A 26203-nucleotide genomic window follows, 5' to 3' on the forward strand; every position below is an offset into this window, starting at 1 on the left:
AACGAACTAACTATATATTAAGTATGTTAATTCAATTATAAGTTAATTGAAATTGAATTTTATTCTATGTAAAACCATTTATTATAAATTATATTTAGTTAATTATTGAAAAACAGATAATAATACGTTAAAATATCAATTATACAAAATATAATATTAATCCAATTATTGAAGGAGTACAAAATGGCGATAATTCTCGACGATTATGATAAGGCAATATTAAGAGAATTGCAGGAAGATGCTTCCATATCAAATCTAAATTTATCTAAGAAAATTGGGCTTTCACCATCGGCTTGCCTTGCAAGAACCAAAAACCTAGTAGAAACAGGTATTATTAAAAAGTTTACGACAATTGTCGATGAGAAAAAACTGGGAATTGAAGTTACAGCATTAGCTCTTATCAACTTATCACCTCTGAATAGGGAAACTATTCATTCATTTTTAGAGGATATAAACAAATATCCGCAGGTTCAAGAGTGCTACACACTTACAGGAAGCCATGACTATATGCTTAAGATTGTCGCAAAGGACATGGAAAGTTATCGGAATTTTATCATTGATTCCTTAATGCAGAATCCTGCAATCAGTGGGGTTGAAACAAGTATGGTTATGAGTACAGAAAAACGGACTGTAAGTGTACCGATTGACGAAGTGTAGGAGGATACGGATTTGAATGCATACAAAGAATCGTTAGATTTAAATACTCTTAGGAAATCCAATCAAACAAATAGAAGAAATCAAATATGGATTGCGTTTCGTACGGCTTTCCCATACACCGTCCCGATTTTTGCAGGATTTGTCTTTTTGGGAATTGCATATGGAATCTATATGAATTCGTTGGGCTTTAGGGCAATTTACCCGATTTTGATGAGTCTACTAATATTTGCAGGTTCAATGGAATTTGTCGCTGCTAATTTTATGCTTATGGCTTTTCATCCGATAAATGCACTGCTGCTAACATTAATGGTGAATGCCCGACATTTGTTTTACGGCATTTCCATGTTAGATAAGTACAGGGGGATTGGGAAGAAAAATTTTTACATGATTTTTGGTCTTTGTGATGAATCTTTTGCGATCAATAGTACGATTAGTGTACCGAATCATGTGGATAAAGGCTGGGTTATGTTTTTTGTTACACTACTTAATCATGTCTATTGGGTAGTAGGTGCAACTTTAGGCGGCATTTTTGGTCATTTTATCAAGTTCAATACAGAAGGGCTCGATTTTGTAATGACGGCTCTCTTTGTTGTCATCTTCATTGAAAACTGGATGAAAGAGAAAAAACACCAAAGTGCTCTGGCGGGGCTTGGTCTATCAACTGCCAGTCTTATTATTTTTGGGGGAAACAACTTTATTATTCCAGCTATGCTTGCAATTCTGGGGGTACTTTCCGTGCTTAGAAAGCGATTGGATGAAGTTGAGGTTAATGAAATATGACTATGAGTTTGATGCAGCAGATTATTACCGTTGTTATGGTGGTTGTAGGCACAATGCTTACAAGGTTTCTCCCATTCATCGTTTTTCCACCAGATAAACCTACACCAAATTATATAAAGTATCTCGGCAAGGTTCTCCCTTCAGCGGTAATTGGACTTTTGGTCATATATTGTTTTAAGAATGTGAGTATACTTTCTGGAAGTCATGCCATCCCTGAACTGATTGGAGTGTCAGTGGTAGCCCTGCTTCACTTTTGGAGGAGAAATATGCTCCTCTCTATTGCTGGGGGAACAATTGTCTATATGATTTTAGTGCAATTTATTTTTTAATTACATGGGAAAAAGTCATTAATCAAAGGGGTAGGTATTTATGAAGAAGAAAATTGATGAGTATCAAATTTATGAAAAACACTACGAGCAGATTTATAATCTAGTAAAAAAATGAAAGAGACATTCAGAAACAAACTCATGTTTGTTATTACTAGATTGTGAAGGATTGTACTTAGACTAAAGCACATTATAGTTTAAGTACAATTCCTTACAATGTTGTTGAGGTCCAAACCTTTTCGATACAATTCCCTTTAAATGGTATTTATATAAGACCGTATTTTTTAAAGCTTTTAAAAATACCATCATCATTGGGTGTATCGGTAATATCGTCAGCTACTTTCTTAACTGCTTCTTTTGCATTTCCCATAGCAATACCATGCTTAACAAATTCCAGCATTTCTATATCGTTCATACCATCTCCATATGCAAAGGTATTCTCTTTATCAATATTTAAATGCTGAATTACCTTTTCAATAGCTGTAGCTTTATGAACGCCAAGTACAGATAATTCTCCACTGTTGTTACCTAGTAGGAAAATTGTACTAGGAATCACGGTAAATGTAGCTTCAAATTCTTTCTTTATCACTTCAAACGGAACATCTGAGCCTAGAAAGGAAATCTTATTTATACCCGCTTCAACCATTTCTTCGCCTTCAATTAAAATATCCAAAAATGGCTGAAAACCTCTTTTGATTTCTTCTCTGGCGTTAGGATGTTCTAGAATATATTTTTCTATAATGGTACCGATATGATTTTTGCAGTTTTTACTAGCAAAAAGGCCATCATTTGACTCAAGGTAAAAGTCAATCCTATGTTTGTTAAAAAACTCAATGAGATGTTCCACGTCTTCAGGTTTCACCATTTCGTGAAAGAGTACCTTTTCTCCTATTTCAACATATCCCCCTGCTGCCGCAATCATACCATCGAAACCGACCTCTAGGATTTCGGAGAATATTTCTGCTTTAGAACGCCCTGTACATATGAAAACAAGGTGTCCATTTTCTCTTGCTTTTAAAATAGCAATTTTAGCTGATTCTGGAATTACTCCGTGGTCATTCACTAACGTTCCATCTATATCTATGAAAATTATTTTTTGCATAGTTACCTCCGATGAATAAATTATTAAAATGGATTACTGGAAAAAATTAATAAATATCGTTTAAAGATTACCTTGTAATCTTAATGCCATTTGGAACAATAGTAAACAAATGCAAACCTTTTAGTCATAAATAACAAGAGGAGGAATTTGTTACAAAAATGTAACATGGTGTTTCTTTAGTTAAAAAGCCTTTTTAAGAATTTCACCATATATATTTGTTCCATATATTCTAGAAAGCAATACCATTTAAGTTATGAAAGTTTTAAAGTTTTAGAGCATTCCTTTGTACTGAGGAGTGCTTTTAATCTTTGTATTAAATCTAAAGGATGTTTATAAGCAATAAAAATATAATTATAATCATTAATTATTTATTGTAAAACGATAAAACGGATGATAAAATCATATCAAAAGAAAGATTTCTTTTACAAAAATTAGAATGAAATTCATAAAAGGGGAGTTACTCATGAATTTAACCATCCAAAGTGATTCTCAGAAGAAACCTTTGAAGACCCAATTCATAAGATCATTTAAACAACTCGTTCGTTTTGGCTGGGAGCAGGCCCTATCATGTTTGTTTCCTGTCGTTATTTTTGCCTCATTGGCTATTACACAAAACATCTCGCTTCCATTCCTGCCGCGGTATGACTGGCTCCTCATCATCTGTCTTCTAATGCAGTGGTGGATGGTGCGTTCTGGGCTTGAAACACGGGATGAACTTAAGGTAATCACTTTGTTCCACCTTATTGGACTTACTCTTGAACTTTTCAAGGTGCATATGGGCTCCTGGTCTTATCCGGAGGAAGGATATTTCAAAATTTTTGGAGTACCTTTGTATAGCGGATTCATGTACGCAAGTGTAGCGAGTTTTCTTTGTCAGGCGTGGAGGAGGCTTAAGGTTGAACTGGTTAAGTGGCCACCGTTTTTGGTGGTAGTCCCGCTTGCCGCAGCGATTTATTTGAATTTTTTCACCCACCATTATTGGTTGGATGTTCGTTGGTGGTTATCAGGACTTGTCATCATCATTTTTTGGCAATCATGGGTCACATACGAGGTGGATGGAACTCGGTATCGAATGCCTCTCGCCCTTTCATTTGTACTCATTGGATTTTTTATATGGGTAGCTGAGAATATCGCAACGTTCTTTGGAGCGTGGGAATATCCAAACCAAACCGATGCTTGGAGTCTTGTCCATTTAGGAAAGGTGAGTTCCTGGCTCTTATTAGTGATTGTTAGCTTTCTGATAGTAGCAACGTTAAAGCAGGTTAAAGGGGAAAATTCCACTAGGATAGGGGAAAGCGTTATAAATAAAAGAGATTGAATACATCTTGAGACGGAATCACCAGATAAAAAAGGTCAAAGACTGTATTAACTGGGTATTACATTTCTTTGTCCCATATACGTATCTTCAGACTGATCTGCTTTTTTAAATCCCTTATGTATCCAGAGCATAAGGGATTTTTTCTAATTAGATCGACATTCAATTAAACACTTGCCCATTGACAAAATCAACTGTAACGATTATATTTACAGTATGATAACTGTAATGATTTTTGTTACATTTGAATAGGTTGGCCAGAATATACGTAAGGAGTGTGTAATGATATGGTAACTTTGTATACGACACCAAGCTGTGGGTCTTGCCGAAAAGCAAAAGCTTGGCTTGAGGAACATCAAATTGACTATATAGAAAGAAACATCCTATCTCATCCTCTTACAATCGATGAAATTAAATCGATTCTTCGCATGACAGAAGAGGGGACGAGTGAAATTATTTCAACGAACTCTAAGGTGTACCAAGAGTTAAAGGTAGATATTGAAACACTTCCACTTAATCAATTGTATAAATTAATCATCGAGCATCCCAAAATGGTACGCAGGCCAATTATCATGGACGAAAAAAGATTACAGGTTGGCTATAACGAAGATGAAATTCGTAGTTTTCTGCCGCGGAGAATTCGAACCTATTTGTACAACGAATTGCAAAAAGAGGCGAATTAAAGGCAAAAGTATAGTCTTTACAGTAAAAAATGTTAACCTTAATTACAAAAGGAGGAAAAACGGATGATTGAAGTATTTGTTAAAGTATTATATAAAGATCGAAATTACCATACCAATGTCATAGTGGAAAAAGATATGTCCTGGGAAAAAATTAAACAGATTGCAGAAGAACAAGTGAAAAAACAATGGGATATTTAATCATTATTGACATAGATAGAAAGCTATGTGCTTAACTATCAAATCTGTAACTTTTACTATTACAGTAGGTTATGAATTTTATAAAAGTTGCAGACGATACCGTTTTCGTAAAAATAGATGAGAAGTTTTATGTCTGAGGAGGCAAGCTCATGAATAGTGATTTTACCCTTGCCATTCATAGTTTAATATATCTTGCGTTACAGACGGACCGTATGTCAACTAGTGATGCAATCTCTGAAAGTGCAGGCGTCCATCCGGTACGCATTCGAAAAGTCCTAAGTTTGTTAAAAAAACATGGATTTATTAAATCCAAAGAGGGAACTGGCGGCGGATTTCTTTTCGCGCTCGATCTAAGTGAAGTGAACCTTTGGGATATCTATAAGATCACCTCTGAAGGTGCACTGCAGCCCAAGTGTCCTGAATCCAATGAAAAATGTATTGTCGGGGCAAATATGCAAAGAGTCCTATGCAGCATTTTCTTCGGTGCAGAAGAACATATGGGAGAATATTTAAAGGATTATACAATCAAAGAAGTGGTTGATCTTGTTAATAATCGGAAGTGACCGATAGTGGGTCGCATACTTCTTTAATTAAAATGTAATAAAAAAGATTACAGATTAATAATCTCTGCATATCCTAAAAATAAACAAAAAAATTAAGAAGGTGAAAAAACTATGTTCTCCAATAATCATACGATTATAAAAACAGGAGATTGGATTAAGGCAGAATCAGCGGAAGGTGAATTAATTATTGGTTATATTGAATCACTGTCTAGTATAGAAGGAATAGTGAAAGTAACCGTTGTTACAAGTGATAATAATCAAACGATTGGTAAAACCATACCTATTTTAAGTAACCGAGTGAAAAAAATGCCTGCTTCAAATGTAACCAATAAGGCACAAATAGAATTTCTCCTAGATTTGGCTTTATCAACCGGAGATAAAGAATGGTTTTTGGCGCTTTCTTCAGAGTTAAACGCGATGAAGCAGCTTGCAAATGGAGTACATTAAGTCTTACAGCGATTCAGGAGTTTTGTTCCTATATCGTTATTCATATCAAAGTCACCATTTAATCAGATAAAGAAAATTCCCAAACAATTTGTTAACGGGTTCCGTTGCCTATCGCAAACATCAAAAATGTAACTAAAAATGAGTGCCAAATTGTATAAGCATTTGGCACTCATTTATTGTTTTATCAGTTTTGATTGATTGGGATAGATCTACGATTTAGGTACCTTTTTTTAAACAAAAGGACAGGATTGTTATTTAAACCTTGACCAGTAGACACCTACTGCTACATAAAGAAAAGGACTAATCAAATTAATTAGTCCTTTAGGAGAAGAGGTTAATTGTTACCCGTTTTTTCTTGGTAATAACTCCAAGCAGACATTGCCCAAGCTGCGATTAAATCACCAACAAAGCTAATAAGTCCAACAATTAACTCCATAATAATCAACTCCTTCAAATTATTATCGCATTGTTTTGTTGTTGTATCCATAAATTTCCTATATGAAATGTAAATTTTACGCAGTAAGAAAATCATGAACACTTTTAAACCAAAGGGGCAGGTTAGCTCAAGATGAATCCAGTCATAATAAAAAAAAGACGGTTATCCGTCTTCCTGTTTAATTCAAAGGTGAGTTTGACTCTTTTTTTGTTTAATGAAATCAGAAATACCAGTTCCTAGGTAATAAATGAAGAAATAGCCAAAAAGAATAAGAGTAGGGCTACGGCTCTTTTTTCTTTTTCAACTAACAGAGCAGGTTAGCTTAAGAAGAAACCATTATGGGTCATTCGAATAAAGCGATAAATTAAGCACAAAATGAAGAGGGAAATGAATTCCGTAATACAAATAAGAAGAAATGTAGGAGTGAAAGTATGGATAAGAACAAAGGGAAAACACCAAATGTATCAGGAAGTTTTCAAGTGATTGAAGACGACCGAAAAGAAACTATTGAGGAATTGAGAAAAGATAACAAATTAGATGAAGAAACGGAATACTATGCACGAATTTTTATGGAAGAGTAATACTTGAAGGGCTGGCTGCTATTGCCAGCTTTTTTTTTTCAACTAAACCAGCTAATAGTTTGTCAATATTTTTCAATAAAAACTTAAAATATCTCATGTTATATTAAAAATATTTCTACAAGTAGGGGCGAACCGTTTAGTTGACGAAGGGACACTTAAAAAAAACCAATTCGCAATAAAAATGGTGCTTCACAACTTTGAAAGCACCTTTATTTCGCACTAATCCCAGATACGGATTCTTGGAACACCTGCGGTTCTTAAATAATCTAATAACTGACCAGTATGAACAGATTCATGATACGCAATGCGTAGGAGCATATCCCCCAGGTCTCTTATGTATCCTGCATCAGAACGGTCAATCTTAATATTTGTTAAGTCTTCCTCAGAAAATGATCTGATTGTAGTTATGAATTGATTACGATAGGGTTCGGCAAATTCCAATTCAGAATTTACAGAAGTAAAAGGTCTGTTTTCAAAAGGGGAATTAAAAACGGATAAACTTCCTTGATTTTTAAGTGCAAGGTGATAATAATGTTCGCTTTCTAGTACGTGTCTGACCATTTCTAGGCAATTCATTGCTTCATTATCTGGCTTCCAACTTAGTTTTTCTTCAGGAATAGATCTCCAGACTTTTATGCTTCTTCTTCTAACTTCATTTAAATTTAAAATAATTAATTCAATTGAATTCATAAAAGTTCCTCCTTTGATAAGCATATTATCATTATACACGAATAAACGTTCGTGCCAATCTGAAGGAGGAATATTTTACAATATTTAGTTGTACTTTATATGAAAGGTGCAAGAGTTGAAGATCCTGCTCCCATTTATGGCAGCTTTTCTTATTGATCTTGAAGAAGGAATTTGTATTTTCCTCCAGAATATATTTAATCAATAATATATAGGAGGAAAAAATAAGTGACGGCAATTATGGTCGCATTAGCGATAACAATACTGGGTTCAGTAGTTGCTTGGCAATTCAGCAAAGGAAAGTCAAAAAAGAGAAAGTATATCATTTGGGGCATTACCATAATGGTAGCAATCGCACCCTTCTTATCATTTTCAATCGGTTTAACATATGCTTTTATTGTTAGAAATGGCTGGGCTGCATTAATAATGTGGGTTTTGTTTCCAATTATTTTCATCTTAGGGCTTATTGTATTATTGGTGGGTGTCTTTAAAGAAAAAGGAAAAGAAACAATGTAGAATTATTTGCTTAGGGGTGAGTATCTAGTTTGTGAAGAATTACACTTAAACTAATGGGTGCTTGACTTCAAGATAGATAACTGCGGCGGTCTTTTTTGCTTGTTGTGCTACGGAACAGGTTATTTTAAGGGAATTAAAAAGAGGATATAGTACATACCGTATCCTCTAATCTTTTGCTGCATACAGTCCGTAGTAGATGGAGGATTAACTGAAAATGATGGTATTCATGAGCAATTCTGGAGCCAAGCCCAGCAGCGACAAGTGAATACTCTCAAGACTTTTTCAACTGATTTCCCTCGTTATTCCCAAATATTTTTCCGTAAAAAGTCCGGCTCCTAATGGAATATTATAAATGTAAAAACTATGGCTGGGATTGAGGTGCATAAAGACTTATTGATCTAAATCTATACTTCCTTAGTTAGATGATACTTTAACAACTTTTGTTGGTCATAAATTTTTTCAAAAAGAATTCCTGTTAAATAGTAAAACACGAGGCCAAAACAAATGTGGATAAGTGTAAATTTGGAACCAAATGAAGTGAATTCATATACTAGAACTGGCAATTTCACTGTTGACCAAGCGCCTAAGAAAAACACTATATAGCGGACACTGGCTCCTTTTTTCAATAAAAGTACTGCAATTGGAAAGGCTATATAAAGAGGGCCTGCAGCTACTGTTGCTAATAATAAGGTGAAGAAGACACCATATATACCTGATTTTTCACCCATAAATCGAATGAGTGATTCTTTCTTTACCCATTGATCCAATAATCCCACTAATATGAATATAGGAGGAAGTAGGAATATCATATCCAAAATACTTTTACCAGTTAACTGAACTGTTTTCATAGCAATAGCTTGATTCATAAACGCAATAAGAAGAAGCCCTAATAATAAAATGAAAAAGAACCGATATCTTTTTAGTTTTGTCATGTCATCACCACCCAAATAATCAATGCAAATAGAAGAGACATTATCATGGCAGATATATTTCGTGCATAAGCAAAACTTCGTCCAAAAGTTTTTTGCTCCATAGATAAAGTTGCAAGTCCTACAGACATTAATGTCGACATTAATACCGCTACTTGTGGAAGAGCAGCACCATTTTGAACTAATGTATGTCCGAGAGGAAAGACAATAAAGCTTGGAACTAAAGCAATTGAGCCAATGATTGTTGAATAAATGATGCCTAGTAAGCCAGAATTTTCGCCAATAATTGAAGAAATAAGGGACGGTGTCAATAAAGACAATGCTAGCCCAACAAAAAGCATAATAGCTAATAAATCCGGTAAAACATTGCGAAACATTTTCAGTGAACTTAATAAGGCTATCATTGTTTTATGTTTGTCTTTTGTGAAGGAAATACCCAAATAAATAGTGGCTATAGTATAGAGAATAATTCCACTAATCATTATTTTGAGCCTTCCATTCTTTATATTTTTCTTGGAAAAACGATAAATTTTTAATTTTTTCTTCAATATCTATTTGAAAATCTTCTAATTTTCTTTTTCCAACTGAAGTGATTCTGTACATCCTTATCGGTTTATCTCGATAAGATGTATCCAGATAAGACTCAACAGCATTTTCTTCCTCTAACTTTTTTAGTGTACGATATAGTATGGCACTATCAATTGGATTAATCGGAAGATCTTCCTCACATCTTTGCAGTAGTTTCCCTCCATAGTTATCTCCCTCTGTTAAAAACAGCAAAAGAAATGCACCTGTATGTCTCCCTGTATGTTTCATGAAATATATAGCCTCCTAATTTTAATGTAAAAAATTTTTTCGGTAACTCATTCCTGTTAATAACAGTATGCTGTCACAAACAGTAATGTACCAATTTTTTTCTCTGTGAACAAAAAAAATTAAAATGTGAAGAATTGTACTTATAGTAAAAGGTGCAATAGTGGAAGAACGAGGATTGCTGCGGCGATCCTTTTTTTGTTATTGAGCTAAAGGGGCTAAATAGTTGAACAAGAGGTGTGTGGGATAAAATAAAAAAGCTGCCTCTTAAATAAAAAGGCAGCCTCTATTTTTAAAATAAATCAACCAAATATTAAATCAGGGGCCATTGCTAAAGGAGGTTCCTCTAACCAGCCATTCTCTATCATTATTTTGGCCCCGTCTCAAGAAAGTCTTTTTTAAGAATTGTAAAAGTGGCTAATATATCATAAAAAATAATCTAATCATATAAATAAAAACGTTGTTCTTGTCCAATTCTTCTTCAAGTAACAGGTACTTTTGTTCAATATGCCTTCGAAATTAATACTGGATGTAGCCTACGATTATAGGGGATTGGGCTATTTTTTTATAAACAAAAAGCACCGCAAATACGGTGCCAATTGATATGCATTGTACTTTACATATTTAACTATAAATTCACGTTTTGTGAAAGGAAAAGGAACCCGTTAACAATTTGTGGGATTTTTTCACAGTTACTTTTTTTATATTTCCTTTGAAGAAAGGGGTAAGAACAGCTTAACCCCCCGTTTATTAAATGGTAGTATTTTTAAATCCGCTATTAGGTGACTGAGGTATCCACCAAAACAGGAATAGAAAACACCCTGAATTCCAAGAGAATCCTCTAAATTGGAAGCAATAACCCCAAAGAAAGCAATGCCTAAAATCGAATGGGTATAGCTGCGATGAGAAGAAAAGGACGCAATGACTATATAAATCCCTAGGAGAATTAACCATAGTTCCCCTAAAGAGAATCCGCCCGCCAGGACAGCAATTCCTGTAATGGTTAACATATGTCTTTGTTTAATGAAGGATGCAACCAATACAATCAAACATCCGATTCCAATCCCCAGCCATCTTTCTATCGTTGTTTTTTCAAACAAACTATATAGAATCATGATTACTCCAATGATCATAGCAGAAAATTGAATCACCTTATGAGACAAAGTAATTTTTCCGCGAAGCTTTCCGTCAATATCAAGATCAGGCATTAATCCTGAGACGCCTCCTAATCCTACAAACAAGAGTGTCGCAGACGGAGAAGTATGAAATGTATTAGCAACAATAAATCCAGTTGCTGCCCCAATTGCTGCGTGTGATGTACCATTCAATTAAATTCCACCTCTATTAATTATTTATGTAGTAAAACAAAACGGACATATCTATATTACAACAAAACATTTGTTCTGTTTAGAGGTTTAAAGATTTTAAGTAAACTTTATGGATAGATTTACAGAGACAGAAGTAATTGTAGTAAAAATGAAAAAAAACACGCTGGGTTAACTCAACGTGTTTTTGCAAACTTCCTTAAATGATCATTATGATCGACATTAATGATTGCCTGAAACATTTAAAAATAATCCGTCTAGCGGGTGCGGATAACGTAATTGTACTGATTTTCCCTTTGGAATTTCTGGTTTTACAATCACCGTTTGGCACTTTTCTTGATTTTCTTGAATTCTTGCTGTTATTTGGTTTAAGTTTCTCCCATCAAAATATGGTGGATAGTTTCGATCTAATTGCATACATTTTCTCTCCTCTTAATTGAGGCAGCACAGCCATCATAGTATAGAACCTTAGACCTGTAACTTTGCGTCCCAATCTTTCGAGAGGTTTGCCTTTATCTAGTTTTTAGTATTATTGAACTAGATTTATAGTACTATAATTATTGTGAGAAACGAATATAAATAATTCGGAAAAGTTCGACAAAAAATGATAAATTCAAGTGATAATAGGATACAGTACATTTTGCATCCAAATCCCTTCCGAAGTTCTTTATCCATTCGGGTAGGGTGGGGGGCTAACCTTCATTCCCTTTTTTTATTTCCTCCGAAAATAATTTTACCATCTGCATTATAAACCGTTACCTTCACTGGCAATGTAACTTTATCTTTCTGAAAAGCAGCATACCAAACCCATAAGTTATCACGAACGAAAAATCTGTTTGGCTGGATGTTGCTTTCACTATTTATTACAATGGTTTTCGCCTCGTCTTCTGCAAAACCGTATATTACCGAAAAATCCTTTTGGACATTATTTTTAGCTCGCCAGTCTATTGGTCCTCTCTCGACATTCTCCTCCTTGAACTCCTGGAAATCCATCATTGGAAAAATGAATTTATTAAACTTAGTAAACTCTTTATTTGTAAGCACAGGAAAGATTCCAGAACTGCTCTCGGCAAAAACTAAATTTGAATTAGCATCAAACAAAAGAATTTTTTTGCAATCTCCAAATTGTGTTGTTACTTTTTCACAGATACTTTCTTCCAAGGAGGTAGAAGGAATATTAAGTTTAGTAGGAATTGCAGGTTTAGTTGGACTAGTAGGGCGTGATGACAAAAAATAAATGACCGCACCTAACCCTAAACAGAGTACAGCTATGAAAAACTTTTTTCTCATTTCAATCGCCCCTAATTGAAAATAATTTTTATATTCTCAGACAATTATATGATAAATCACACGCAGTCTAAGACATCAAATTTAATTCAACTATAAATGACTACGTCAAGATTAACAACATTTTCCATGTAGTTTAGGGGGACGGAATTGAGGAAGAACTTAGATCAATAAGCAATAAACAACTTTTTGCAATTGGGATTTAATGGTATAATGAAGGGAGTGGCTGTAGGATTTAAGGTAAGGGGGAGTATCTATGTTATCGCGTCACATTCAGTTCGGACTTGCCATTATAGGACTGGTTTTCTCTACTGCTATTGCTTGGTATGAAGGAAGTGCAATTTTAGATAATCGGTGGGAATGGAAATATTCTACGCCATTTTCTCAATTGTTGAACGGGCAAATACTAAGTAATAGCGATATATCTCAATTAGATTATTTTGTGTACGCCGTTAAATTTCAACCGACTTTTCCTCTGATTATGCAACTAAGTGGTTTATATTTGTTTATTCTAATCGGGTACAATACTTTAAAGAACAAAAATAAATGGTTTCCTTATTATCTATCTTTTTTGGGCGTGGTTTTATTTTTGGTTAGTTATTTAATTTTGCATTCTCCTACGGTAGGAGGACGAATTTTTTTCACTAGTAGTTTCTTAAGTGGTTGTTTATGTACAATATACGCTGTGATATCTTATTTGCAGATTTTAAATCGTTATAAAACCAAAATTACAATATAACCTTCATCTGCTAATAGATGCGTTTCTTCAATAAGTAGAAACGCATTTTTTAGTAAATTAGCACGTTTGTTGAAATTTGAAATAGTTTTGGCGGATGCTTCTGCATACGTTCACCCAGGTTCAAGCGTCCGCTTGCGATGGGCTATCCGCCGTTCTTATTTGTTAACGGTTTTCAATATATTTTACGACGTCACCGACCGTTTGAAGTGTTGCGGCAATTTTTTCACTAATTTCGATCGCAAATTCATCTTCAATTTCCATCGTCAGGTTCACCATATCAAGTGAGTCAGCTTCGAAATCGTCTTTAAATGATGCATCTGGTTTGATATTCTCCATTTTCACACCGAGTTGATCGGCAATAATAGGTTTTAATTTTTCAAATGTGGTCATTGGATATCCTCCTATGTATTCGTAGCCACCATTATAACAACCGAATTCAAGGCGTAAAACATGAAAGTTTTGCCAATTTCCGTCATATTCAACTGGAGTAAGATTGAAATGGATGAGAAATACATGTATTTCAGTTTAATAAAGCTTATTCGAGTACCTGATAGAAAAAAAGGAAATAAGCCCTTTTCAGTGCAAACGGTGAGGGGCTGTATTTATTCTTTATTTTCATTGCTCACAGTGGAAAGTTGTCCACCAAATTTTTTCCGTATTAAATGGACCACAAAAAGCAACAAAGGAAATACTACAGCAATGAGAGGTAAGAGAATCTTAATAGCCAATTCTCCTTCTTTGAGATGCTCTGATAAATTACTGGCGATCATCTTGGAGCTTAAAATGACCAAAAATCCGATAGGCAATACCAATTTTTTTTATTTTGTACTTTAAATATGTCAGATACCATAATTACTATAGCTGTACAATAGATAGAAATCTTGAAAAAGACGCAAACAATCAAAGCTAATACAGCAAGCATATCAAGCCTCTGAAGGAAATCTCCTAACTCAATTTTTTGAATAGTCAATAACAAAGGAAAAGCGGACCTACCGTACCTAGATTCCCCAAGTACAGAAATCTCAATGGCATGAGTAAAAGCTAAAACGATTGTGCTTAAAGTTAAGGCAGAAATTCCTGTCTTTCTTCCAGATTTAAGATTATTTAAATTCGGGAAAATCGATGCAAAGCAAATCATTTCACCGAATGGAAACATCAATATAGCTGGATAGGCATTTTCAATAATAGGTTTCCATCCTTCTTCTAGAAGTGGTACTAGATTTTCCACTTTAACTATTCCAGATACAATGATGAAAAGATAAACGAAAAAGCCAAAAATAATAAGAACTAAAAAGTAAATCTCAGCAGTTCTTGCTAAAACCTCAATCCCTTTATTCAATGCATAAATTACCACAATGATTAGTAAGGTAACGATTACTAAAAACGGAGTCTCAGAATAGACACTTGAGGTTAATAAATCGCCTGTTTCCCTTAAGTCTCTGGAACAAAAATAAATGAAAAAAATAATATATATAAATGAGACAAACCAACCAATATATTTACCAAGAATCTTCTGGGCATACCCGCTTAACGAAAGATCTGGATACTCCGAAGAAAGATAATGATAAAGAAGATAGAGGAGTATTCCCCCAATAGAAGCAAGAATTATCGATAGCCACACTGCCCTATGTGATACCAATCCGACTGGAAGGACAATTGCGGTACCCATTTCAAACAAAAAAATTATCGTAAATAATTGACCATTGCTTATTTTTTCTTTTTCCATCGACAAATCAGTCCTTTTTCAATGGACTCAAACCTGCTGCGGGCAATTTTGGTATTTTGTTAGCATCCTTCCATATAGTGGAATATATACAATAAAAAACTAAATAGGTCTGATGAAATTATTCGGTAGGAAAGAATGTTTTCTTATTTTAAGGATAAAAACACAATAAAGAATAGCTACTTATTAAAGTAACGGATGCTTGAATTCAAAAATGGTGCATTAAGTTAATGGAAAAGCAATCAAAGATAGAATGTAAATAATTATTAAAATTATTGTATAAATATACATCGTGTGTTAATATAATAATAGTTTAAATTCTTCAGAGTTTAGACCTCCTAAAATGGACTTAGCCTAGACCACTAAGTTCAACTTTGACCTTTGATTTAATAAATCAAAGGTATTTTTTTGTTTGGATATTGTTGTTTTTAGATGAAATATATATATAGGTTATTAAATGCATAAATAAACTATATATGGAAAATTGTACCATTTTATTTAATAAGTGGGTTTGATTTATGGTACAATGAGAATATTCCATATATTGTGAAATAGGAGGTTCAACTTTGTCCAAGGTATTACCATATATTTTTCTAGCCATATCCCTTATTCTTTTTGGTCTAATCCAAGCGAACATTTCGTTCGGAAATTTGGGGCCTATCGTTGTTATCTCAATGATTCTGTGCCCTATTATCGCTCTTGTATTAGGTATTAGAAATTCAGGGAAAGGTAAATGGATTTCTGTTGTTCTTAGTATCGTTGTGATTCTTACTGTTTCCCTAATAGGAATCATAGGAGCTGCTTTCCTAAACGAATTTTAATAACCCGAAGATCGCCATCCAACAATGGACGTTCTTTTTTTCTGCAGTTAAGACACTCGAAGCGTTTCAACTGTCGTAATACTTGATTTTTGACACGCCAAAATAAGCATTTGTTCCACTAGTTTTTCAAATGCCAAATTTTTGCTAAAGTCCAACCAACTAAACCAATATAGATAATTATCGAGGTACTTTGTAGCGACAACCTGGAACCGTTAAGAGGAAAGGAGGGAATAGTAGTAAAGAGGTGCAAAAACTCGTTTCCGGGTTAATGCACCTTCTTTACATAAGCATAAGCTTAATGGCGTTACATATTTTCATGTAATCTAATCCACTTAATTTCCTAATTTGTTACACTAAATTTGAAAGCAAACAAGTAACAAATAGGAGAAACGTGTTTTAACAGCACATCCACTTTAGTCCGTTAGAACATGCCGTTCTCATTTTGGGAATCTTCTGGTATGGGTTGTCCAATATCCCACAATTCAACAATTTGGTTATCCTGGAAACGGAAGATATGTACCACAGCTCCTCCAAGATGATCCTCTGGATGCTGCCTTATATGTGAGTAGACCGCAACCTTATCATTCTCTTGAATTGCAAGTTTGACCTCAAGGATTTTGTTGGGATTTAATGCTGCATTCTCTTCCATAGCGATCATGAGTGATTCTGCATCGCCGCGGAAATAAGGGTTGTGGTGACGAAAGTCAGGATGAACGAAAGTCTGGTATGCTTCGCGAACTTTCCCTGATGCGACGAGCTGTAAAAAAGACACTGCTTTCTCTTTGGTTGAGAGGTTGGATGTAACCTGCTGTTCCGTGTTCATATTAAGCCTCCTTTTTCCTTATTTTCATCGATGTTGATCGAAGAGAAGTTGATTCCCGTCTGGATCTTCTATGATAAAATGTGCTGGTCCTTCTGTGTTTACGTCTGCCTCCGTCAGCATTTTTATTCCTTCAGTCTTAAGTTGTGTTTGAATATCACGAATGTCCGTAAACGATTCGAGATTTTCGGCATTTTCATTCCAACCAGGATTAAAGGTCAGAATGTTCTTTTCAAACATTCCTTGGAAAAGCCCAATGATGCAATTTTCATTCTTCATAATAAGCCAATTTTGACTAATGTCCCCGCCAAAAGATTGAAATCCTAGCTTTTCGTAGAATGACTTGGATAGATGAATGTCTTTTACGTTTAAACTTACAGAAAATGCGCCAAGTTTCATATATTCTCCTCCTTTTACCTTACTTATTTTTACTATAAATGAGTGCTTTGAAATTCACAACATTTCCCATAAATTTTAGGGGGACTTGAGTACATTTCACATGTGATATTTTTCAGTTGAAAAAATTTTCGAGAGGTAAAAAATGGAAAAAGAATTGTATAATAATGGTATTATAAAAGGTGAGATTTTTGATGTACAATAAAACAATTTTTTGGTTCCGATCGCTCCATACTTATATAAAAAAGATAATGTTTTGATTAAAATCTTGGGAAAAAGAAGAGATGGGAGAGAGTATGGTGAGTACATTTTATGAGAAAAGAAAGGCCCGAAGGAATAAGAGAAAAGAAGAAGGGAGGGAATCCATATGGTGGGAATTCCTTGATCTCTTTTTGGATTTAGCAGAATTAATCGGACCAGGTCTTATTCGGTCTATTCGGTCAGCTATTAAATTCCTGGAACATCATTAATTACATACTTTGTTTAAGAACCAGCTGCTATTTTAGTAGCTATTTTTTTTGAACGAAGAAGTGGGCCCGTCACATAACAATTGCTAAGGCCTTTTTTTCGTGTTTCACAGGGACTAGTATACTTGTACATCCATTTTCCGATGATAAATAAATCCCTTTATTCATAGGCGGGAGATTTGAATGTTACTCAAATATAATTTATACTTTAGTTAAGTAACATTGAAGGAGTAATGATTCGGTGGAAACAGTGGATGCACTTAGAGACTTAGAACAAATAAATGCCATGAAAAATTACCTTAAAGAACATTCATATCGGGATTATTTATTGTTTGTTGTTGGAATAAATACAGGGCTTAGAATATCTGAACTACTACTGATTAAGGTAAAGGAACTTTTTAATAGTAATGGTGAAATGAAGGATTTTTATCATTACTCCGAGCAGGAGAGTGAAAGGAGGAAGTCTGTATATTTAAACAAAAAAGTGAAAGAAGCAGTAAAGTCTTACTTAGACCAGGTCAACTGCGAAGAACAAATTTATTTATTCCAATCTCGTAAGTTTAAGCAGCCGATTACACGACAACAGGCCTATCGAATCATCCATGAAGCAGCTGTTAAGGTAGGCATTGAAGGGAAAATCGGGACCAATTCACTAGCGAAAACCTTTGGATTTCATGCCTTTATACAAGGTGTCTCGATTGCACTCTTACAAAAACACTTTAACCATTCAACACCATCGGAGACACTAAAATTTTTAGGAATAACAAAAGAAGAGTTAATTACCACTCAAATCGATGTAAATTTATGAGTTGATTAAATCCATAGAGATGATAAGTAAAGGGAAGAGAGGAAATATATGACTACAAACAAAACACATAAACCTAATAAACTAAAATTTTTTCTGCGCGGATTAATGGTCATTATCGGGGGATTAATCGCAGCCTATGGACTAGAAACGGTTCTCATTCCAAACCACGTATCTGATGGAGGAGTGACGGGTCTTAGTATCGTTGGTTCAGAACTATTTGATTTACCATTAGGTGTTCTCATTGCTGTTATTAACATTCCCTTTATCTGGTTAGGATATAAGCAAATTGGGAAAAGTTTCGCGTTATTTTCCATTATCGGGATCGCTTCCCTAGCGGTTGGAACAAGTCTCTTACACCATACCCCTGCTATTATTGATGGCGATACTTTGTTAGTTACCGTGGTTGGCGGTATTATCCTTGGATTTGGGATGGGGTTAGCCTTACGGAATGGCGGTGCGTTAGATGGAATTGATATGCTTGCCGTCCTCCTATCTCGAAAATTACCGTTTGGTACCAGTGATCTCATTCTTTTCTTAAACATATTTGTATTTATTTTCGTTGGCATCGCATTTGGTTTACAAGGGGCGATTCTGTCGGCCATTGCTTACTTTATTGCTTCGAAAGTGATTCACATTGTAGAAGAAGGGTTAAGCGGGTCGAAAACCTTCAATATTATCACCACTCAGCCTGAAATAATGGTAGATACCATCCGGGATCGTTTAGGTCGAAGTGCAACGTATAAAGAAGCTTATGGCGGCTTTTCCCATGAAAAATTTAAAGAAATCACCTGTGTCATTAACCGCTTAGAAGAAACAAAATTAAAAGAAATCATCAATGAGCTGGATCCAAAATCCTTTGTTACCGTATATGACGTAGCAGAGGTGAAGGGCGGAAATTTCAGAAAGCATAACATTCATTAGCTTAATGGGTGAAATCAAAATGAAGTGGCAATTGAAAATAAATCATAAATGCAAGTCATGTTTTTTAACGTGGTATGTATAAGAAAGGGCGATGACAGATAGGTGTGTCATCGCCCTTTTTGCAATTTCCTTATTATTGACCTAACGTATCTGATACGTGGTTACTATGCAGCCTTTGTTTTTTTGCTTTGCGGAAATGAAATAATTCATAGAAGGTTGGAATCACAATCAGCGTTAAAAGGGTGGACACGATGAGACCAAAAATGACCACCACCGCAAGTCCCTTTGAAACAAGATTTAAACTCATCGCCGATTCATGTGCAACAAGAAGCGGAAGCATCGCAAACACAGTGGCAAGTGCTGTCATCAGAATCGGCCTTAGACGTACCTTTCCCGCTTCCATAATCGCTTCGCGAATACTCATATTTGCCTCATTATGACGGATTCGATCTACCAGTACAATCGCATTTGTGACAACAATTCCAACAAGCATCAGCATCCCGATTCCAGAAGAGATATTAATGCTAGATTGAGTAATCACCAATCCTAATAGAGAACCTATAGCCGCAAGCGGCAGAGTAATCAGAATAGCAATGCTTGCACGGAACGACTTTAAGGTAACCAACAAAATCATAAACACAATACCAATCGAGAACATCGCCAGTTTACCCAGCTCTACTAAATCATCCGATGACTGCATCGCAGAACCAGTGATTGCTGCACTTGTTTCTTTTCCAAATTTATTATTTTTGTCCCATCCTACGATTTGTTTTTGAATCTCGCTCGCCACGTCCACCAGTTTATCTGAATCCACAAAAGCATTTACTTGAAGATAATGATGGCCGTCTTTTGAATAGATGGTACCTTGCTCCTTACTCGCTTCTATCTTAGCGATGCTTGATAAAGCAACTGGTCCATTTGGTGTCATGAGCTGCAAATCTTCTAAATCATTCACAGTTTGAATTTCTTTGATGGCACCTAATTTAACGGTAGTGGTCCGACCATCTATTTTCATACTTCCAATCGCAGTAGGCTGAATCATGGCATAAATAGATTGTGAGATTTCCTGTGCGTTGGATAACTTCGAATCCACCGTAATCGTAACCGTTGGCTTTGTATTTTGATCGTTACTGTCTACTTTTTGTACACCATCGATGGTGCTAATTTCTTTCTTGACAATCTCAGCTGCTTTTTTTATGTCTGCTTCATTTTTACCTATGATATCGACTGAAACCGTCGTTTTATTGACTCCTAACAAACCAGCGGTGTCTGCAGTCAGCTCCACACCTGGAAACTGATCTTTTGTTTTTCGGATGTCTTTTACAAATTTGGCGGAATCGGTCCCTTCTTTAGGGAAAACCATAAATTGAACGACGTTTGCATCTTGCAGATTGCCATACTGTGCAGCAGCTTCATTGACTCCTGCTATAGCAATATGGTTTTTCACCCCTTGTTTATCTGCAAGAATGCTCTCCATTCTCGAAATCCCGTCATTTATTTCGCTTAATGGGGTTCCGTTATGATAGCGAAGACTTATGGCTATGTAGGCGGAATCCTTCTGATCGACAGACCCTTTAGGCATGCTCACAAATAACCCAACTGACCCGACCACAACAAGAATTACTAGTATGATAGGAAGCCATTTATGATTAAGCGACCATTTCAACACAGTGGGATAGAACGAATTGGTCTTGTGTTCTTTCACCTTTACCTTTTTCATCATGCGGGCGCTAAGTGCTGGTACGACTGTCAGTGAAACAAGCAATGAAGCTAGTAGTGAACAAGTGATCGTAATCGCAAACGGGGCAACAAGGTCTCTTAAACCTCCCGAAACAATCATCATCGGAAGAAATACGGCCACCGTTGTAAGCGTGGATGACGTAATGGCTGCACCTACTTCTTTTACAGCTTCGATAAGAAAGGCAGGGGTTAGATCATGTTCTTTCTTCCTTCGGTAAATATTTTCAACGACAACGATACTGTCATCCACGAGCCGTCCAACCGATACTGCAATTCCTCCAAGTGTGAGGATGTTTAACGTAACGCCAAAAAAAGAAAGTAAAATCATTGTAATACAAAGAGAAAGTGGAATGCTGACAATCGTAATCAGGGTCATTCGGAAACTTCGAAGGAATAACCAGATAATAAGAGTCGCAAATAATGCTCCGGTCAATACTTCTCTAGTCATCGAGTTAATTGAATCAAGAACGGTATTCCCTAAATTCATAAAAATAGTAGCTTGTAGTGTTCCATTGTAGTCGTCATTGATTCTTTTCACCGTATCTTCCACCTGTTTTCCAAGGGTTACCGCATTGGAAGTGGAATCCTTCTGAATAACGACGTCGATAAAATTCTTCCCGTTCAAATGCGTGATGCTTTGGGTATCTTTTTGCATGGTGACATCAGCGACATCTTGCAGTTTGGTCTTATTGTTTAACTGGATGTTTTTGAGGTCATCAACTGATTCCAATTTTCCTGTTACGATGATACTTGTTGCATCGTTGTTTAGGGTTTGTTCGCCCACAGCAACAGATGCATTTTTTCCTTGAAGAAGAGTGTAAAGCTTTTCAAGCGGGAATTGTGCGGCCGCTAATTTGTCAGGATCGACTTTAATCAGCACCTGTTGATTGTTACCGCCGTTTGTGATGACATTACCGACACCTTTTAGATCTTGGAACATCGGCATAATCTCGTTTTCTACGAGATTTAGCTCATGATTTTCAATTTCTTTGTCAAAGGTAAGACCTAGTTCAACAATCGGAATTTCAGATGTGTTCAGGTTAACGACGTATGGCTTCATGACTCCATTGGGGAGATTAACCATTGAAATTCTTTCTTGTATTTGCTGTTTCGCTTCTTTTACATTAATGTCAGATTCGAAGGTGACTGTCATCTGCGTAAAGTTATTTCCTGTTTGCGCTGCTACGTTTTGTTTTCCTCTGACACCATTTAATGCTTTTTCAATTGGCTGTGTGACCTGTTCATCCATGCTTACCGCATCCATACCATTTCCAACCACTGATATGGTAACGTAAGGCTGATCAGCAGATGGCATCAGTTCCATTGGAATCGTGGTGTAACTAAAAACACCAAAAATCATTGAAGCAAAAACAGCGAAAGCTAATGCCGCTTTGTTCCGTAACGCCCATTTGGTAAACCAAGTCATAAAGAGGCCCTCCTAGTATTTAAGTGGTAAATTCAGGTAAATTATACCATCCGCCTAATACTATTAATAGGGTGTTTTTCCTAATTTTACAAAAAGTTAATTTCGAAAAAATAAATACCATAAGATGAGTACTGTTGTAGTCTTGAAAAGAAAAGTACGCAAAATTTGTCGATAAATAGGTGAAAAAATTAAAATAATAGTTTATAATCATTTAGTCATATAAATTAATATATCCTTGCATTTATGCAAACGAGGTTCTAGCCCCCCTCATTAAAAAAACTAAGATGAAGCAGTACTTCTATCTTGGGGTACTGTTTTTTCTATTTGAAAGGAAGTTTAGAGAAAAATGTTAAAAAACGAGAAGGCAATTGTTGTGTTTAGTGGTGGCCAAGACAGCACCACTTGCTTATTTTGGGCCTTAAAACAATTTAAAGAAGTAGAAGTCGTTACGTTCGATTACAATCAAAGGCATAGTTTAGAAATTGAATGTGCCAAAAATATAGCCAATGAACTTGGTGTCAAACACCATATTTTAGATATGGCCTTACTAAATCAATTAGCCCCTAATGCGTTAACGCGTTCAGATATTGAAGTGACTGATGGCGGTGAAGGGGAACTTCCCTCCACATTTGTGCCAGGTCGTAACCTATTATTCCTAACTTTTGCTGGTGTTTTAGCACGTCAGGTTGGAGCCAAGCATTTAGTCACAGGTGTGTGTGAAACAGATTTTAGCGGCTACCCAGATTGTCGTGATATTTTTATTAAATCCCTAAATGTTACCCTGAATCTATCCATGGACGATAATTTTGTCATTCACACCCCGTTAATGTGGATCAACAAAGCACAAACATGGGCACTAGCGGATGAATTAGGCGCATTGGAGTTTGTTCGTGAAAAAACATTAACTTGCTACAATGGTGTGATTGCGGATGGATGCGGCGAATGCCCAGCCTGCGTATTACGAAAAAGAGGGCTTGAAGACTTTTTAAATGGGAGGTTTTAGCGATGGGTTTTCGAATCGTTGATAAACTTCAAAAAATAAATGAGGACATTCATCCACATCAATTAAAATATCATCATAAACGTGTACTCGTAAGCAAAGAGTTTACCTTCGATGCTTCGCATCACTTGCATTGCTACGAAGGCAAGTGCAAAAATTTGCACGGCCACACGTACAGGGTTATTTTTGGAATCAGCGGTTTTGTTGATGAACGTGGCTTAATGATCGACTTTGGCGATATTAAAGAAATTTGGAAAAATGAAATTGAAATATTCCTTGATCATCAATACTTAAATGAAACCTTACCATACATGAATACAACTGCGGAAAATATGGTGGTTTGGATTTACGAGAAAATGAAGGAAGCATTAGCAACAGAAGGGCGAATGGATCAATACCATGGAGCAAGAGTGGAATTTGTCCGTCTCTTTGAAACTCCGACCAGCTATGCAGAAGCGAGAAGGGAGTGGATGGAGGAATGAGTAAGATTCCTGTTCTAGAAATTTTTGGCCCAACCATTCAAGGAGAAGGGATGGTTATTGGTCAAAAAACAATGTTTGTACGGACGGCCGGCTGTGATTATTCCTGCAGCTGGTGTGATTCTGCCTTTACATGGGATGGCAGCGCCAAAGAGGATATTCAACAAATGACCGCTGAAGAAATCTGGGAAGAATTAAAAAAAGTCGGCGGCGATAATTTCTCGTTTGTGACGATCTCTGGGGGAAATCCGGCACTGCTTAAAAATTTAGATGTATTTATTGATTTATTAAAAGAAAAAGACATCAAGATTGGTATCGAAACACAAGGGAGCAGATGGCAAGACTGGTTCTTAAACGTTGATGAGCTAACGATTTCACCAAAGCCGCCAAGTTCCAATATGGTCACAAATTTTGAAATCTTAGATTCTATTTTTCAAAATTTAAACGATAATGATTTTAAACATCAAGTGAGTCTTAAGGTCGTCATCTTTGATGTAAACGATCTTGAATATGCGAAAAAGGTTCATCACCGCTACCCAGAGATTCCTTTTTACCTCCAGGTTGGGAATGATGATATCACGAATGTGAATAACAATGAATTAATTGAAAAGTTACTGAAGAAATATGAGTGGTTAGTCGATTGTGTGGTTTTAGACCCAGAGTTGAATGATGTAAAAGTTTTACCACAATTACATGCCCTGCTTTGGGGAAATAAGCGAGGCGTGTAAGGACGAATAAAGGTTACAAAGAGAGTAGGGATAGAATGAGAATTCTATTGTATTTAATATCAATCGTTACGGCGAACGTTGTTACGGCAGCTTTCGCACCGTTGCAAATGGGCGTATTTATTGTTCCAATGGGAACATTATTTATTGGTGCCACGTTTATCTTTCGAGACTTGGTCCAAAATAAATATGGAAGAAAGAAGACTTATATTTTCATAGGAACTGCTTTATTTCTATCTGCAGTTGTGTCATCCATTTTAGGGGATACACTAATCATCGTCTTAGCTTCGGCTCTCTCGTTTGCTGTGGCAGAAACAACAGATACAGAGATTTATACAAGATTGAAACTGCCTATGAGCTGGAGAGTTTTTTATAGTGGAATCGTCGGGGGCCTATTGGATTCGGTGATCTTCGTCATAATTGGCCTTAGCCCGCTGGGAGCCAACTTCTTACCATGGGAGGCCGTACCTGCAGCAATTCTCGGGCAAGTCATTGTGAAAACGATTATCCAGGGAATCGCAGCAGTAATTTTAAGCCAGGTAACTAACTCAACGACTAAAAATGCACTGTCAAAATAATGTAAAAAAAAGCTCCAAACCAAGTTCATTCGGTTTGGAGCTTTTTGATAATCGCTACTATTTACATTAGATATAAAACAACTCTAAATCGCATAGGATTGTTTTGATTTAAGAAGATATCGTTCTATAAACTGAGCTAATCCATCATTTTCGTGGTGTCCTGTAATAAAATCAGCCGCCGCTTTAACGTCTTCACTTGCGTTCCCCATTGCTACACCAGTTCCAACATGTCGAAGCATCTCGATATCATTGGGTCCGTCTCCAATAGCGACAACTTCATTTGGACTGATCCGATATTCACGAAGGAGGCTTTTTAATGCAGACCATTTCGAAACATTAGGAGCAAGCAATTCAAACCCATCATTCCAATTGATGACTTCTGCTTCCTTGTTAAATAATGCGGAAATGTTTGGACATGGTGCACCTGTTCGAACACTATATTTAAGAACATCTTGGTAATTTGCCTGTCTTAAATCTCCAATATATTGTGGCGGAATTTGCCCCACTTGTGTCCAATAATCAATTTCTTCATTTGTCTCCTTGCAATAAACACCATTTGCTGTATGGATAATAACATTCCAAGCATTTTCAGCAGTCAGATGGTGGAATCGTTCATCGTTCAGTCGGACGGTTTTCATATGCATCGTTTTTCCTGACTCTGCATCGTGAATAGCGGCACCATTCAAACAGATCATTGGAGTTCGTAATCCAATTTCTTTATGGTAAGGAGCTGTTACTTCATAGTGTCGACCAGTTGCCAGAAACACCATGACTCCCTGATTCATGAGGGTATTAACGGCTTCCATATTTCGGCTGGAAATGTTGTTTGAGGCTTTTAGTAGAGTACCATCCATATCAATAAACATTGCACGCACATTCATTTATATTGCCTCCTCATTCGTTGTTAATCCAATC

General features: G+C 35.9%; 34 protein-coding genes, 1 pseudogene and 1 riboswitch. Of the genes and pseudogenes, 19 read left to right on the top strand and 16 right to left on the bottom strand.

Annotated elements, in window-relative coordinates:
- The first annotated feature begins 183 nt into the window (after positions 1 to 183).
- From BR30_RS0109835 to BR30_RS0109845, 3 genes are read left to right on the top strand one after another with little or no spacing between them, the layout of a single operon-like run.
- The gene (locus BR30_RS0109835) at positions 184 to 657 is read left to right on the top strand and encodes an Lrp/AsnC family transcriptional regulator (protein ID WP_026564886.1); all 474 of its coding nucleotides are present in this window, start codon (positions 184 to 186) and stop codon (positions 655 to 657) included.
- Positions 658 to 669: 12 nt separating this feature from the next.
- Positions 670 to 1437: an azaleucine resistance protein AzlC gene (azlC, locus tag BR30_RS0109840; RefSeq protein ID WP_026564887.1), complete on the top strand. Its 768-nt coding sequence runs from the start codon at positions 670 to 672 to the stop codon at positions 1435 to 1437.
- The gene (locus BR30_RS0109845; protein WP_026564888.1) at positions 1434 to 1766 is read left to right on the top strand and encodes a branched-chain amino acid transporter permease; all 333 of its coding nucleotides are present in this window, start codon (positions 1434 to 1436) and stop codon (positions 1764 to 1766) included. The genes azlC and BR30_RS0109845 overlap by 4 nt, the downstream gene beginning before the upstream one ends.
- Positions 1767 to 2028: 262 nt before the next feature.
- Here the strand turns inward: BR30_RS0109845 and BR30_RS0109850 are convergent, their stop codons facing one another.
- A complete protein-coding gene (locus tag BR30_RS0109850) occupies positions 2029 to 2865 on the bottom strand; it encodes a Cof-type HAD-IIB family hydrolase (protein WP_026564889.1) in 837 nt (278 codons plus the stop codon).
- A gap of 517 nt (positions 2866 to 3382) precedes the next feature.
- Here BR30_RS0109850 and BR30_RS0109855 point away from each other — a divergent pair.
- From BR30_RS0109855 to BR30_RS0109875, 5 genes are all read left to right on the top strand, one after another.
- Positions 3383 to 4183 (top strand): DUF817 domain-containing protein, encoded by an 801-nt coding sequence (locus tag BR30_RS0109855; protein WP_026564890.1) that lies wholly within the window; start codon positions 3383 to 3385, stop codon positions 4181 to 4183.
- Between the two features lie 284 nt (positions 4184 to 4467).
- Positions 4468 to 4863: a transcriptional regulator SpxA gene (gene spxA / locus BR30_RS0109860; RefSeq protein WP_026564891.1), complete on the top strand. Its 396-nt coding sequence runs from the start codon at positions 4468 to 4470 to the stop codon at positions 4861 to 4863.
- Positions 4864 to 4926: 63 nt separating this feature from the next.
- Positions 4927 to 5061: a BA3454 family stress response protein gene (locus tag BR30_RS0109865; protein WP_026564892.1), complete on the top strand. Its 135-nt coding sequence runs from the start codon at positions 4927 to 4929 to the stop codon at positions 5059 to 5061.
- Positions 5062 to 5210: 149 nt separating this feature from the next.
- Complete coding sequence (locus BR30_RS0109870) at positions 5211 to 5624, top strand: RrF2 family transcriptional regulator (RefSeq protein WP_026564893.1); 414 nt, start codon at positions 5211 to 5213, stop codon at positions 5622 to 5624.
- Positions 5625 to 5735: 111 nt separating this feature from the next.
- Positions 5736 to 6071 carry an IDEAL domain-containing protein gene (locus BR30_RS0109875; RefSeq protein ID WP_026564894.1) on the top strand — a complete coding sequence of 112 codons (336 nt, stop codon included), beginning with the start codon at positions 5736 to 5738 and terminating at the stop codon, positions 6069 to 6071.
- A 334-nt stretch (positions 6072 to 6405) separates the two neighbouring features.
- Here BR30_RS0109875 and BR30_RS36580 read toward each other — a convergent pair whose 3' ends face one another.
- Complete coding sequence (locus BR30_RS36580; RefSeq protein WP_155928526.1) at positions 6406 to 6558, bottom strand: hypothetical protein; 153 nt, start codon at positions 6556 to 6558, stop codon at positions 6406 to 6408.
- Positions 6559 to 6938: 380 nt separating this feature from the next.
- On the opposite strand from BR30_RS36580, the gene BR30_RS36585 reads away from it, so the two are divergent.
- Positions 6939 to 7088 carry a hypothetical protein gene (locus tag BR30_RS36585; protein ID WP_155928528.1) on the top strand — a complete coding sequence of 50 codons (150 nt, stop codon included), beginning with the start codon at positions 6939 to 6941 and terminating at the stop codon, positions 7086 to 7088.
- A 219-nt stretch (positions 7089 to 7307) separates the two neighbouring features.
- On the opposite strand, the gene BR30_RS0109890 is transcribed toward BR30_RS36585, so the two are convergent.
- Positions 7308 to 7778 carry a DinB family protein gene (locus tag BR30_RS0109890; RefSeq protein ID WP_026564895.1) on the bottom strand — a complete coding sequence of 157 codons (471 nt, stop codon included), beginning with the start codon at positions 7776 to 7778 and terminating at the stop codon, positions 7308 to 7310.
- A 225-nt stretch (positions 7779 to 8003) separates the two neighbouring features.
- Between BR30_RS0109890 and BR30_RS0109895 the strand changes: the two genes are divergently transcribed.
- Positions 8004 to 8291 carry an ABC-2 transporter permease gene (locus BR30_RS0109895; protein WP_026564896.1) on the top strand — a complete coding sequence of 96 codons (288 nt, stop codon included), beginning with the start codon at positions 8004 to 8006 and terminating at the stop codon, positions 8289 to 8291.
- Positions 8292 to 8695: 404 nt separating this feature from the next.
- On the opposite strand, the gene BR30_RS0109900 is transcribed toward BR30_RS0109895, so the two are convergent.
- The 6 genes from BR30_RS0109900 to BR30_RS0109925 all read right to left on the bottom strand — a co-directional run bounded on the left by BR30_RS0109900 (position 8696) and on the right by BR30_RS0109925 (position 12648).
- Positions 8696 to 9223: a permease gene (locus tag BR30_RS0109900; RefSeq protein ID WP_026564897.1), complete on the bottom strand. Its 528-nt coding sequence runs from the start codon at positions 9221 to 9223 to the stop codon at positions 8696 to 8698.
- The gene (locus BR30_RS0109905) at positions 9220 to 9702 is read right to left on the bottom strand and encodes a hypothetical protein (RefSeq protein WP_026564898.1); all 483 of its coding nucleotides are present in this window, start codon (positions 9700 to 9702) and stop codon (positions 9220 to 9222) included. The genes BR30_RS0109900 and BR30_RS0109905 overlap by 4 nt, the downstream gene beginning before the upstream one ends.
- Positions 9695 to 10036: a PadR family transcriptional regulator gene (locus BR30_RS0109910; RefSeq protein ID WP_026564899.1), complete on the bottom strand. Its 342-nt coding sequence runs from the start codon at positions 10034 to 10036 to the stop codon at positions 9695 to 9697. Before BR30_RS0109910 ends, BR30_RS0109905 begins: the two co-directional genes overlap by 8 nt.
- A 698-nt stretch (positions 10037 to 10734) precedes the next feature.
- A complete protein-coding gene (locus BR30_RS0109915; protein WP_026564900.1) occupies positions 10735 to 11361 on the bottom strand; it encodes a metal-dependent hydrolase in 627 nt (208 codons plus the stop codon).
- A gap of 219 nt (positions 11362 to 11580) precedes the next feature.
- Positions 11581 to 11775: a hypothetical protein gene (locus tag BR30_RS0109920; RefSeq protein ID WP_026564901.1), complete on the bottom strand. Its 195-nt coding sequence runs from the start codon at positions 11773 to 11775 to the stop codon at positions 11581 to 11583.
- A 20-nt stretch (positions 11776 to 11795) separates the two neighbouring features.
- Positions 11796 to 11879: riboswitch (cyclic di-GMP riboswitch) on the bottom strand.
- Positions 11880 to 12057: 178 nt separating this feature from the next.
- Positions 12058 to 12648 (bottom strand): hypothetical protein, encoded by a 591-nt coding sequence (locus BR30_RS0109925; RefSeq protein ID WP_026564902.1) that lies wholly within the window; start codon positions 12646 to 12648, stop codon positions 12058 to 12060.
- A 253-nt stretch (positions 12649 to 12901) separates the two neighbouring features.
- Between BR30_RS0109925 and BR30_RS0109930 the strand changes: the two genes are divergently transcribed.
- Positions 12902 to 13384, top strand: a complete 483-nt coding sequence (locus BR30_RS0109930) for a YjdJ family protein (protein WP_026564903.1) — start codon at positions 12902 to 12904, stop codon at positions 13382 to 13384.
- Positions 13385 to 13546: 162 nt separating this feature from the next.
- Here BR30_RS0109930 and acpP read toward each other — a convergent pair whose 3' ends face one another.
- Positions 13547 to 13774, bottom strand: coding sequence for an acyl carrier protein (gene acpP / locus BR30_RS0109935; protein WP_026564904.1), 228 nt, complete (start codon positions 13772 to 13774; stop codon positions 13547 to 13549).
- A 388-nt stretch (positions 13775 to 14162) separates the two neighbouring features.
- Positions 14163 to 15110, bottom strand: a complete 948-nt coding sequence (locus tag BR30_RS33000) for a GerAB/ArcD/ProY family transporter (RefSeq protein WP_051633545.1) — start codon at positions 15108 to 15110, stop codon at positions 14163 to 14165.
- Positions 15111 to 15673: 563 nt separating this feature from the next.
- On the opposite strand from BR30_RS33000, the gene BR30_RS0109945 reads away from it, so the two are divergent.
- Complete coding sequence (locus tag BR30_RS0109945) at positions 15674 to 15928, top strand: hypothetical protein (protein ID WP_026564905.1); 255 nt, start codon at positions 15674 to 15676, stop codon at positions 15926 to 15928.
- A gap of 47 nt (positions 15929 to 15975) precedes the next feature.
- On the opposite strand, the pseudogene BR30_RS38810 reads toward BR30_RS0109945, so the two are convergent.
- The 3 genes and pseudogenes from BR30_RS38810 to BR30_RS0109955 all read right to left on the bottom strand — a co-directional run.
- A pseudogene (locus tag BR30_RS38810) lies at positions 15976 to 16140 on the bottom strand (IS1595 family transposase); the annotation flags it as partial.
- A 209-nt stretch (positions 16141 to 16349) separates the two neighbouring features.
- The gene (locus BR30_RS0109950) at positions 16350 to 16751 is read right to left on the bottom strand and encodes a nuclear transport factor 2 family protein (protein ID WP_026564906.1); all 402 of its coding nucleotides are present in this window, start codon (positions 16749 to 16751) and stop codon (positions 16350 to 16352) included.
- Positions 16752 to 16775: 24 nt separating this feature from the next.
- A complete protein-coding gene (locus BR30_RS0109955; RefSeq protein WP_026564907.1) occupies positions 16776 to 17147 on the bottom strand; it encodes a VOC family protein in 372 nt (123 codons plus the stop codon).
- A gap of 296 nt (positions 17148 to 17443) precedes the next feature.
- On the opposite strand from BR30_RS0109955, the gene BR30_RS36590 reads away from it, so the two are divergent.
- The 3 genes from BR30_RS36590 to BR30_RS0109970 all read left to right on the top strand — a co-directional run bounded on the left by BR30_RS36590 (position 17444) and on the right by BR30_RS0109970 (position 19340).
- Positions 17444 to 17614 (top strand): hypothetical protein, encoded by a 171-nt coding sequence (locus tag BR30_RS36590; RefSeq protein ID WP_155928530.1) that lies wholly within the window; start codon positions 17444 to 17446, stop codon positions 17612 to 17614.
- Positions 17615 to 17852: 238 nt separating this feature from the next.
- A complete protein-coding gene (locus tag BR30_RS0109965) occupies positions 17853 to 18419 on the top strand; it encodes a tyrosine-type recombinase/integrase (protein WP_026564908.1) in 567 nt (188 codons plus the stop codon).
- A 48-nt stretch (positions 18420 to 18467) separates the two neighbouring features.
- Positions 18468 to 19340: a YitT family protein gene (locus BR30_RS0109970; protein ID WP_026564909.1), complete on the top strand. Its 873-nt coding sequence runs from the start codon at positions 18468 to 18470 to the stop codon at positions 19338 to 19340.
- 133 nt (positions 19341 to 19473) lie between these two features.
- On the opposite strand, the gene BR30_RS0109975 is transcribed toward BR30_RS0109970, so the two are convergent.
- Entirely contained in the window at positions 19474 to 22506 is a 3033-nt protein-coding gene (locus tag BR30_RS0109975; RefSeq protein ID WP_026564910.1) for an efflux RND transporter permease subunit, read from the bottom strand.
- Positions 22507 to 22852: 346 nt separating this feature from the next.
- On the opposite strand from BR30_RS0109975, the gene queC reads away from it, so the two are divergent.
- Genes queC through BR30_RS0109995 form a run of 4 tightly spaced genes read left to right on the top strand, consistent with a single transcriptional unit; the run spans position 22853 to position 25288 of the window.
- Complete coding sequence (gene queC, locus BR30_RS0109980) at positions 22853 to 23509, top strand: 7-cyano-7-deazaguanine synthase QueC (RefSeq protein ID WP_026564911.1); 657 nt, start codon at positions 22853 to 22855, stop codon at positions 23507 to 23509.
- Positions 23510 to 23511: 2 nt separating this feature from the next.
- Positions 23512 to 23988 carry a 6-carboxytetrahydropterin synthase QueD gene (gene queD / locus BR30_RS0109985; RefSeq protein WP_026564912.1) on the top strand — a complete coding sequence of 159 codons (477 nt, stop codon included), beginning with the start codon at positions 23512 to 23514 and terminating at the stop codon, positions 23986 to 23988.
- Positions 23985 to 24713, top strand: a complete 729-nt coding sequence (gene queE, locus BR30_RS0109990; protein ID WP_026564913.1) for a 7-carboxy-7-deazaguanine synthase QueE — start codon at positions 23985 to 23987, stop codon at positions 24711 to 24713. The genes queD and queE overlap by 4 nt, the downstream gene beginning before the upstream one ends.
- A gap of 35 nt (positions 24714 to 24748) precedes the next feature.
- Positions 24749 to 25288 carry a VUT family protein gene (locus BR30_RS0109995; protein WP_026564914.1) on the top strand — a complete coding sequence of 180 codons (540 nt, stop codon included), beginning with the start codon at positions 24749 to 24751 and terminating at the stop codon, positions 25286 to 25288.
- Between the two features lie 83 nt (positions 25289 to 25371).
- Here BR30_RS0109995 and BR30_RS0110000 read toward each other — a convergent pair whose 3' ends face one another.
- Positions 25372 to 26169, bottom strand: a complete 798-nt coding sequence (locus tag BR30_RS0110000) for a Cof-type HAD-IIB family hydrolase (protein ID WP_026564915.1) — start codon at positions 26167 to 26169, stop codon at positions 25372 to 25374.
- Positions 26170 to 26203 lie beyond the last annotated feature (34 nt).

Source organism: Bacillus sp. UNC41MFS5, assembly GCF_000686805.1.

What these genes read in the sequence shown, in the direction of transcription:
- BR30_RS0109995 (WP_026564914.1), top strand. Translation starts at nt 24,749, where the DNA reads ATGAGAATTCTATTGTATTTAATATCAATCGTTACGGCGAACGTTGTT.
- BR30_RS0109845 (WP_026564888.1), top strand. Translation starts at nt 1,434, where the DNA reads ATGACTATGAGTTTGATGCAGCAGATTATTACCGTTGTTATGGTGGTT.
- BR30_RS0109955 (WP_026564907.1), bottom strand. Translation starts at nt 17,147, where the DNA reads ATGAAACTTGGCGCATTTTCTGTAAGTTTAAACGTAAAAGACATTCAT.
- spxA (WP_026564891.1), top strand. Translation starts at nt 4,468, where the DNA reads ATGGTAACTTTGTATACGACACCAAGCTGTGGGTCTTGCCGAAAAGCA.
- queE (WP_026564913.1), top strand. Translation starts at nt 23,985, where the DNA reads ATGAGTAAGATTCCTGTTCTAGAAATTTTTGGCCCAACCATTCAAGGA.
- BR30_RS36585 (WP_155928528.1), top strand. Translation starts at nt 6,939, where the DNA reads ATGGATAAGAACAAAGGGAAAACACCAAATGTATCAGGAAGTTTTCAA.
- BR30_RS0109900 (WP_026564897.1), bottom strand. Translation starts at nt 9,223, where the DNA reads ATGACAAAACTAAAAAGATATCGGTTCTTTTTCATTTTATTATTAGGG.
- BR30_RS0109865 (WP_026564892.1), top strand. Translation starts at nt 4,927, where the DNA reads ATGATTGAAGTATTTGTTAAAGTATTATATAAAGATCGAAATTACCAT.
- BR30_RS33000 (WP_051633545.1), bottom strand. Translation starts at nt 15,110, where the DNA reads ATGGAAAAAGAAAAAATAAGCAATGGTCAATTATTTACGATAATTTTT.
- queD (WP_026564912.1), top strand. Translation starts at nt 23,512, where the DNA reads ATGGGTTTTCGAATCGTTGATAAACTTCAAAAAATAAATGAGGACATT.
- BR30_RS0109870 (WP_026564893.1), top strand. Translation starts at nt 5,211, where the DNA reads ATGAATAGTGATTTTACCCTTGCCATTCATAGTTTAATATATCTTGCG.
- BR30_RS0109905 (WP_026564898.1), bottom strand. Translation starts at nt 9,702, where the DNA reads ATGATTAGTGGAATTATTCTCTATACTATAGCCACTATTTATTTGGGT.
- BR30_RS0110000 (WP_026564915.1), bottom strand. Translation starts at nt 26,169, where the DNA reads ATGAATGTGCGTGCAATGTTTATTGATATGGATGGTACTCTACTAAAA.
- BR30_RS0109975 (WP_026564910.1), bottom strand. Translation starts at nt 22,506, where the DNA reads ATGACTTGGTTTACCAAATGGGCGTTACGGAACAAAGCGGCATTAGCT.
- BR30_RS0109950 (WP_026564906.1), bottom strand. Translation starts at nt 16,751, where the DNA reads ATGAACACGGAACAGCAGGTTACATCCAACCTCTCAACCAAAGAGAAA.
- BR30_RS0109970 (WP_026564909.1), top strand. Translation starts at nt 18,468, where the DNA reads ATGACTACAAACAAAACACATAAACCTAATAAACTAAAATTTTTTCTG.
- BR30_RS36580 (WP_155928526.1), bottom strand. Translation starts at nt 6,558, where the DNA reads ATGGATACAACAACAAAACAATGCGATAATAATTTGAAGGAGTTGATT.
- acpP (WP_026564904.1), bottom strand. Translation starts at nt 13,774, where the DNA reads ATGACCACATTTGAAAAATTAAAACCTATTATTGCCGATCAACTCGGT.
- BR30_RS0109925 (WP_026564902.1), bottom strand. Translation starts at nt 12,648, where the DNA reads ATGAGAAAAAAGTTTTTCATAGCTGTACTCTGTTTAGGGTTAGGTGCG.
- BR30_RS0109920 (WP_026564901.1), bottom strand. Translation starts at nt 11,775, where the DNA reads ATGCAATTAGATCGAAACTATCCACCATATTTTGATGGGAGAAACTTA.
- BR30_RS0109930 (WP_026564903.1), top strand. Translation starts at nt 12,902, where the DNA reads ATGTTATCGCGTCACATTCAGTTCGGACTTGCCATTATAGGACTGGTT.
- queC (WP_026564911.1), top strand. Translation starts at nt 22,853, where the DNA reads ATGTTAAAAAACGAGAAGGCAATTGTTGTGTTTAGTGGTGGCCAAGAC.
- BR30_RS0109890 (WP_026564895.1), bottom strand. Translation starts at nt 7,778, where the DNA reads ATGAATTCAATTGAATTAATTATTTTAAATTTAAATGAAGTTAGAAGA.
- BR30_RS0109850 (WP_026564889.1), bottom strand. Translation starts at nt 2,865, where the DNA reads ATGCAAAAAATAATTTTCATAGATATAGATGGAACGTTAGTGAATGAC.
- BR30_RS0109910 (WP_026564899.1), bottom strand. Translation starts at nt 10,036, where the DNA reads ATGAAACATACAGGGAGACATACAGGTGCATTTCTTTTGCTGTTTTTA.
- BR30_RS0109835 (WP_026564886.1), top strand. Translation starts at nt 184, where the DNA reads ATGGCGATAATTCTCGACGATTATGATAAGGCAATATTAAGAGAATTG.
- BR30_RS0109875 (WP_026564894.1), top strand. Translation starts at nt 5,736, where the DNA reads ATGTTCTCCAATAATCATACGATTATAAAAACAGGAGATTGGATTAAG.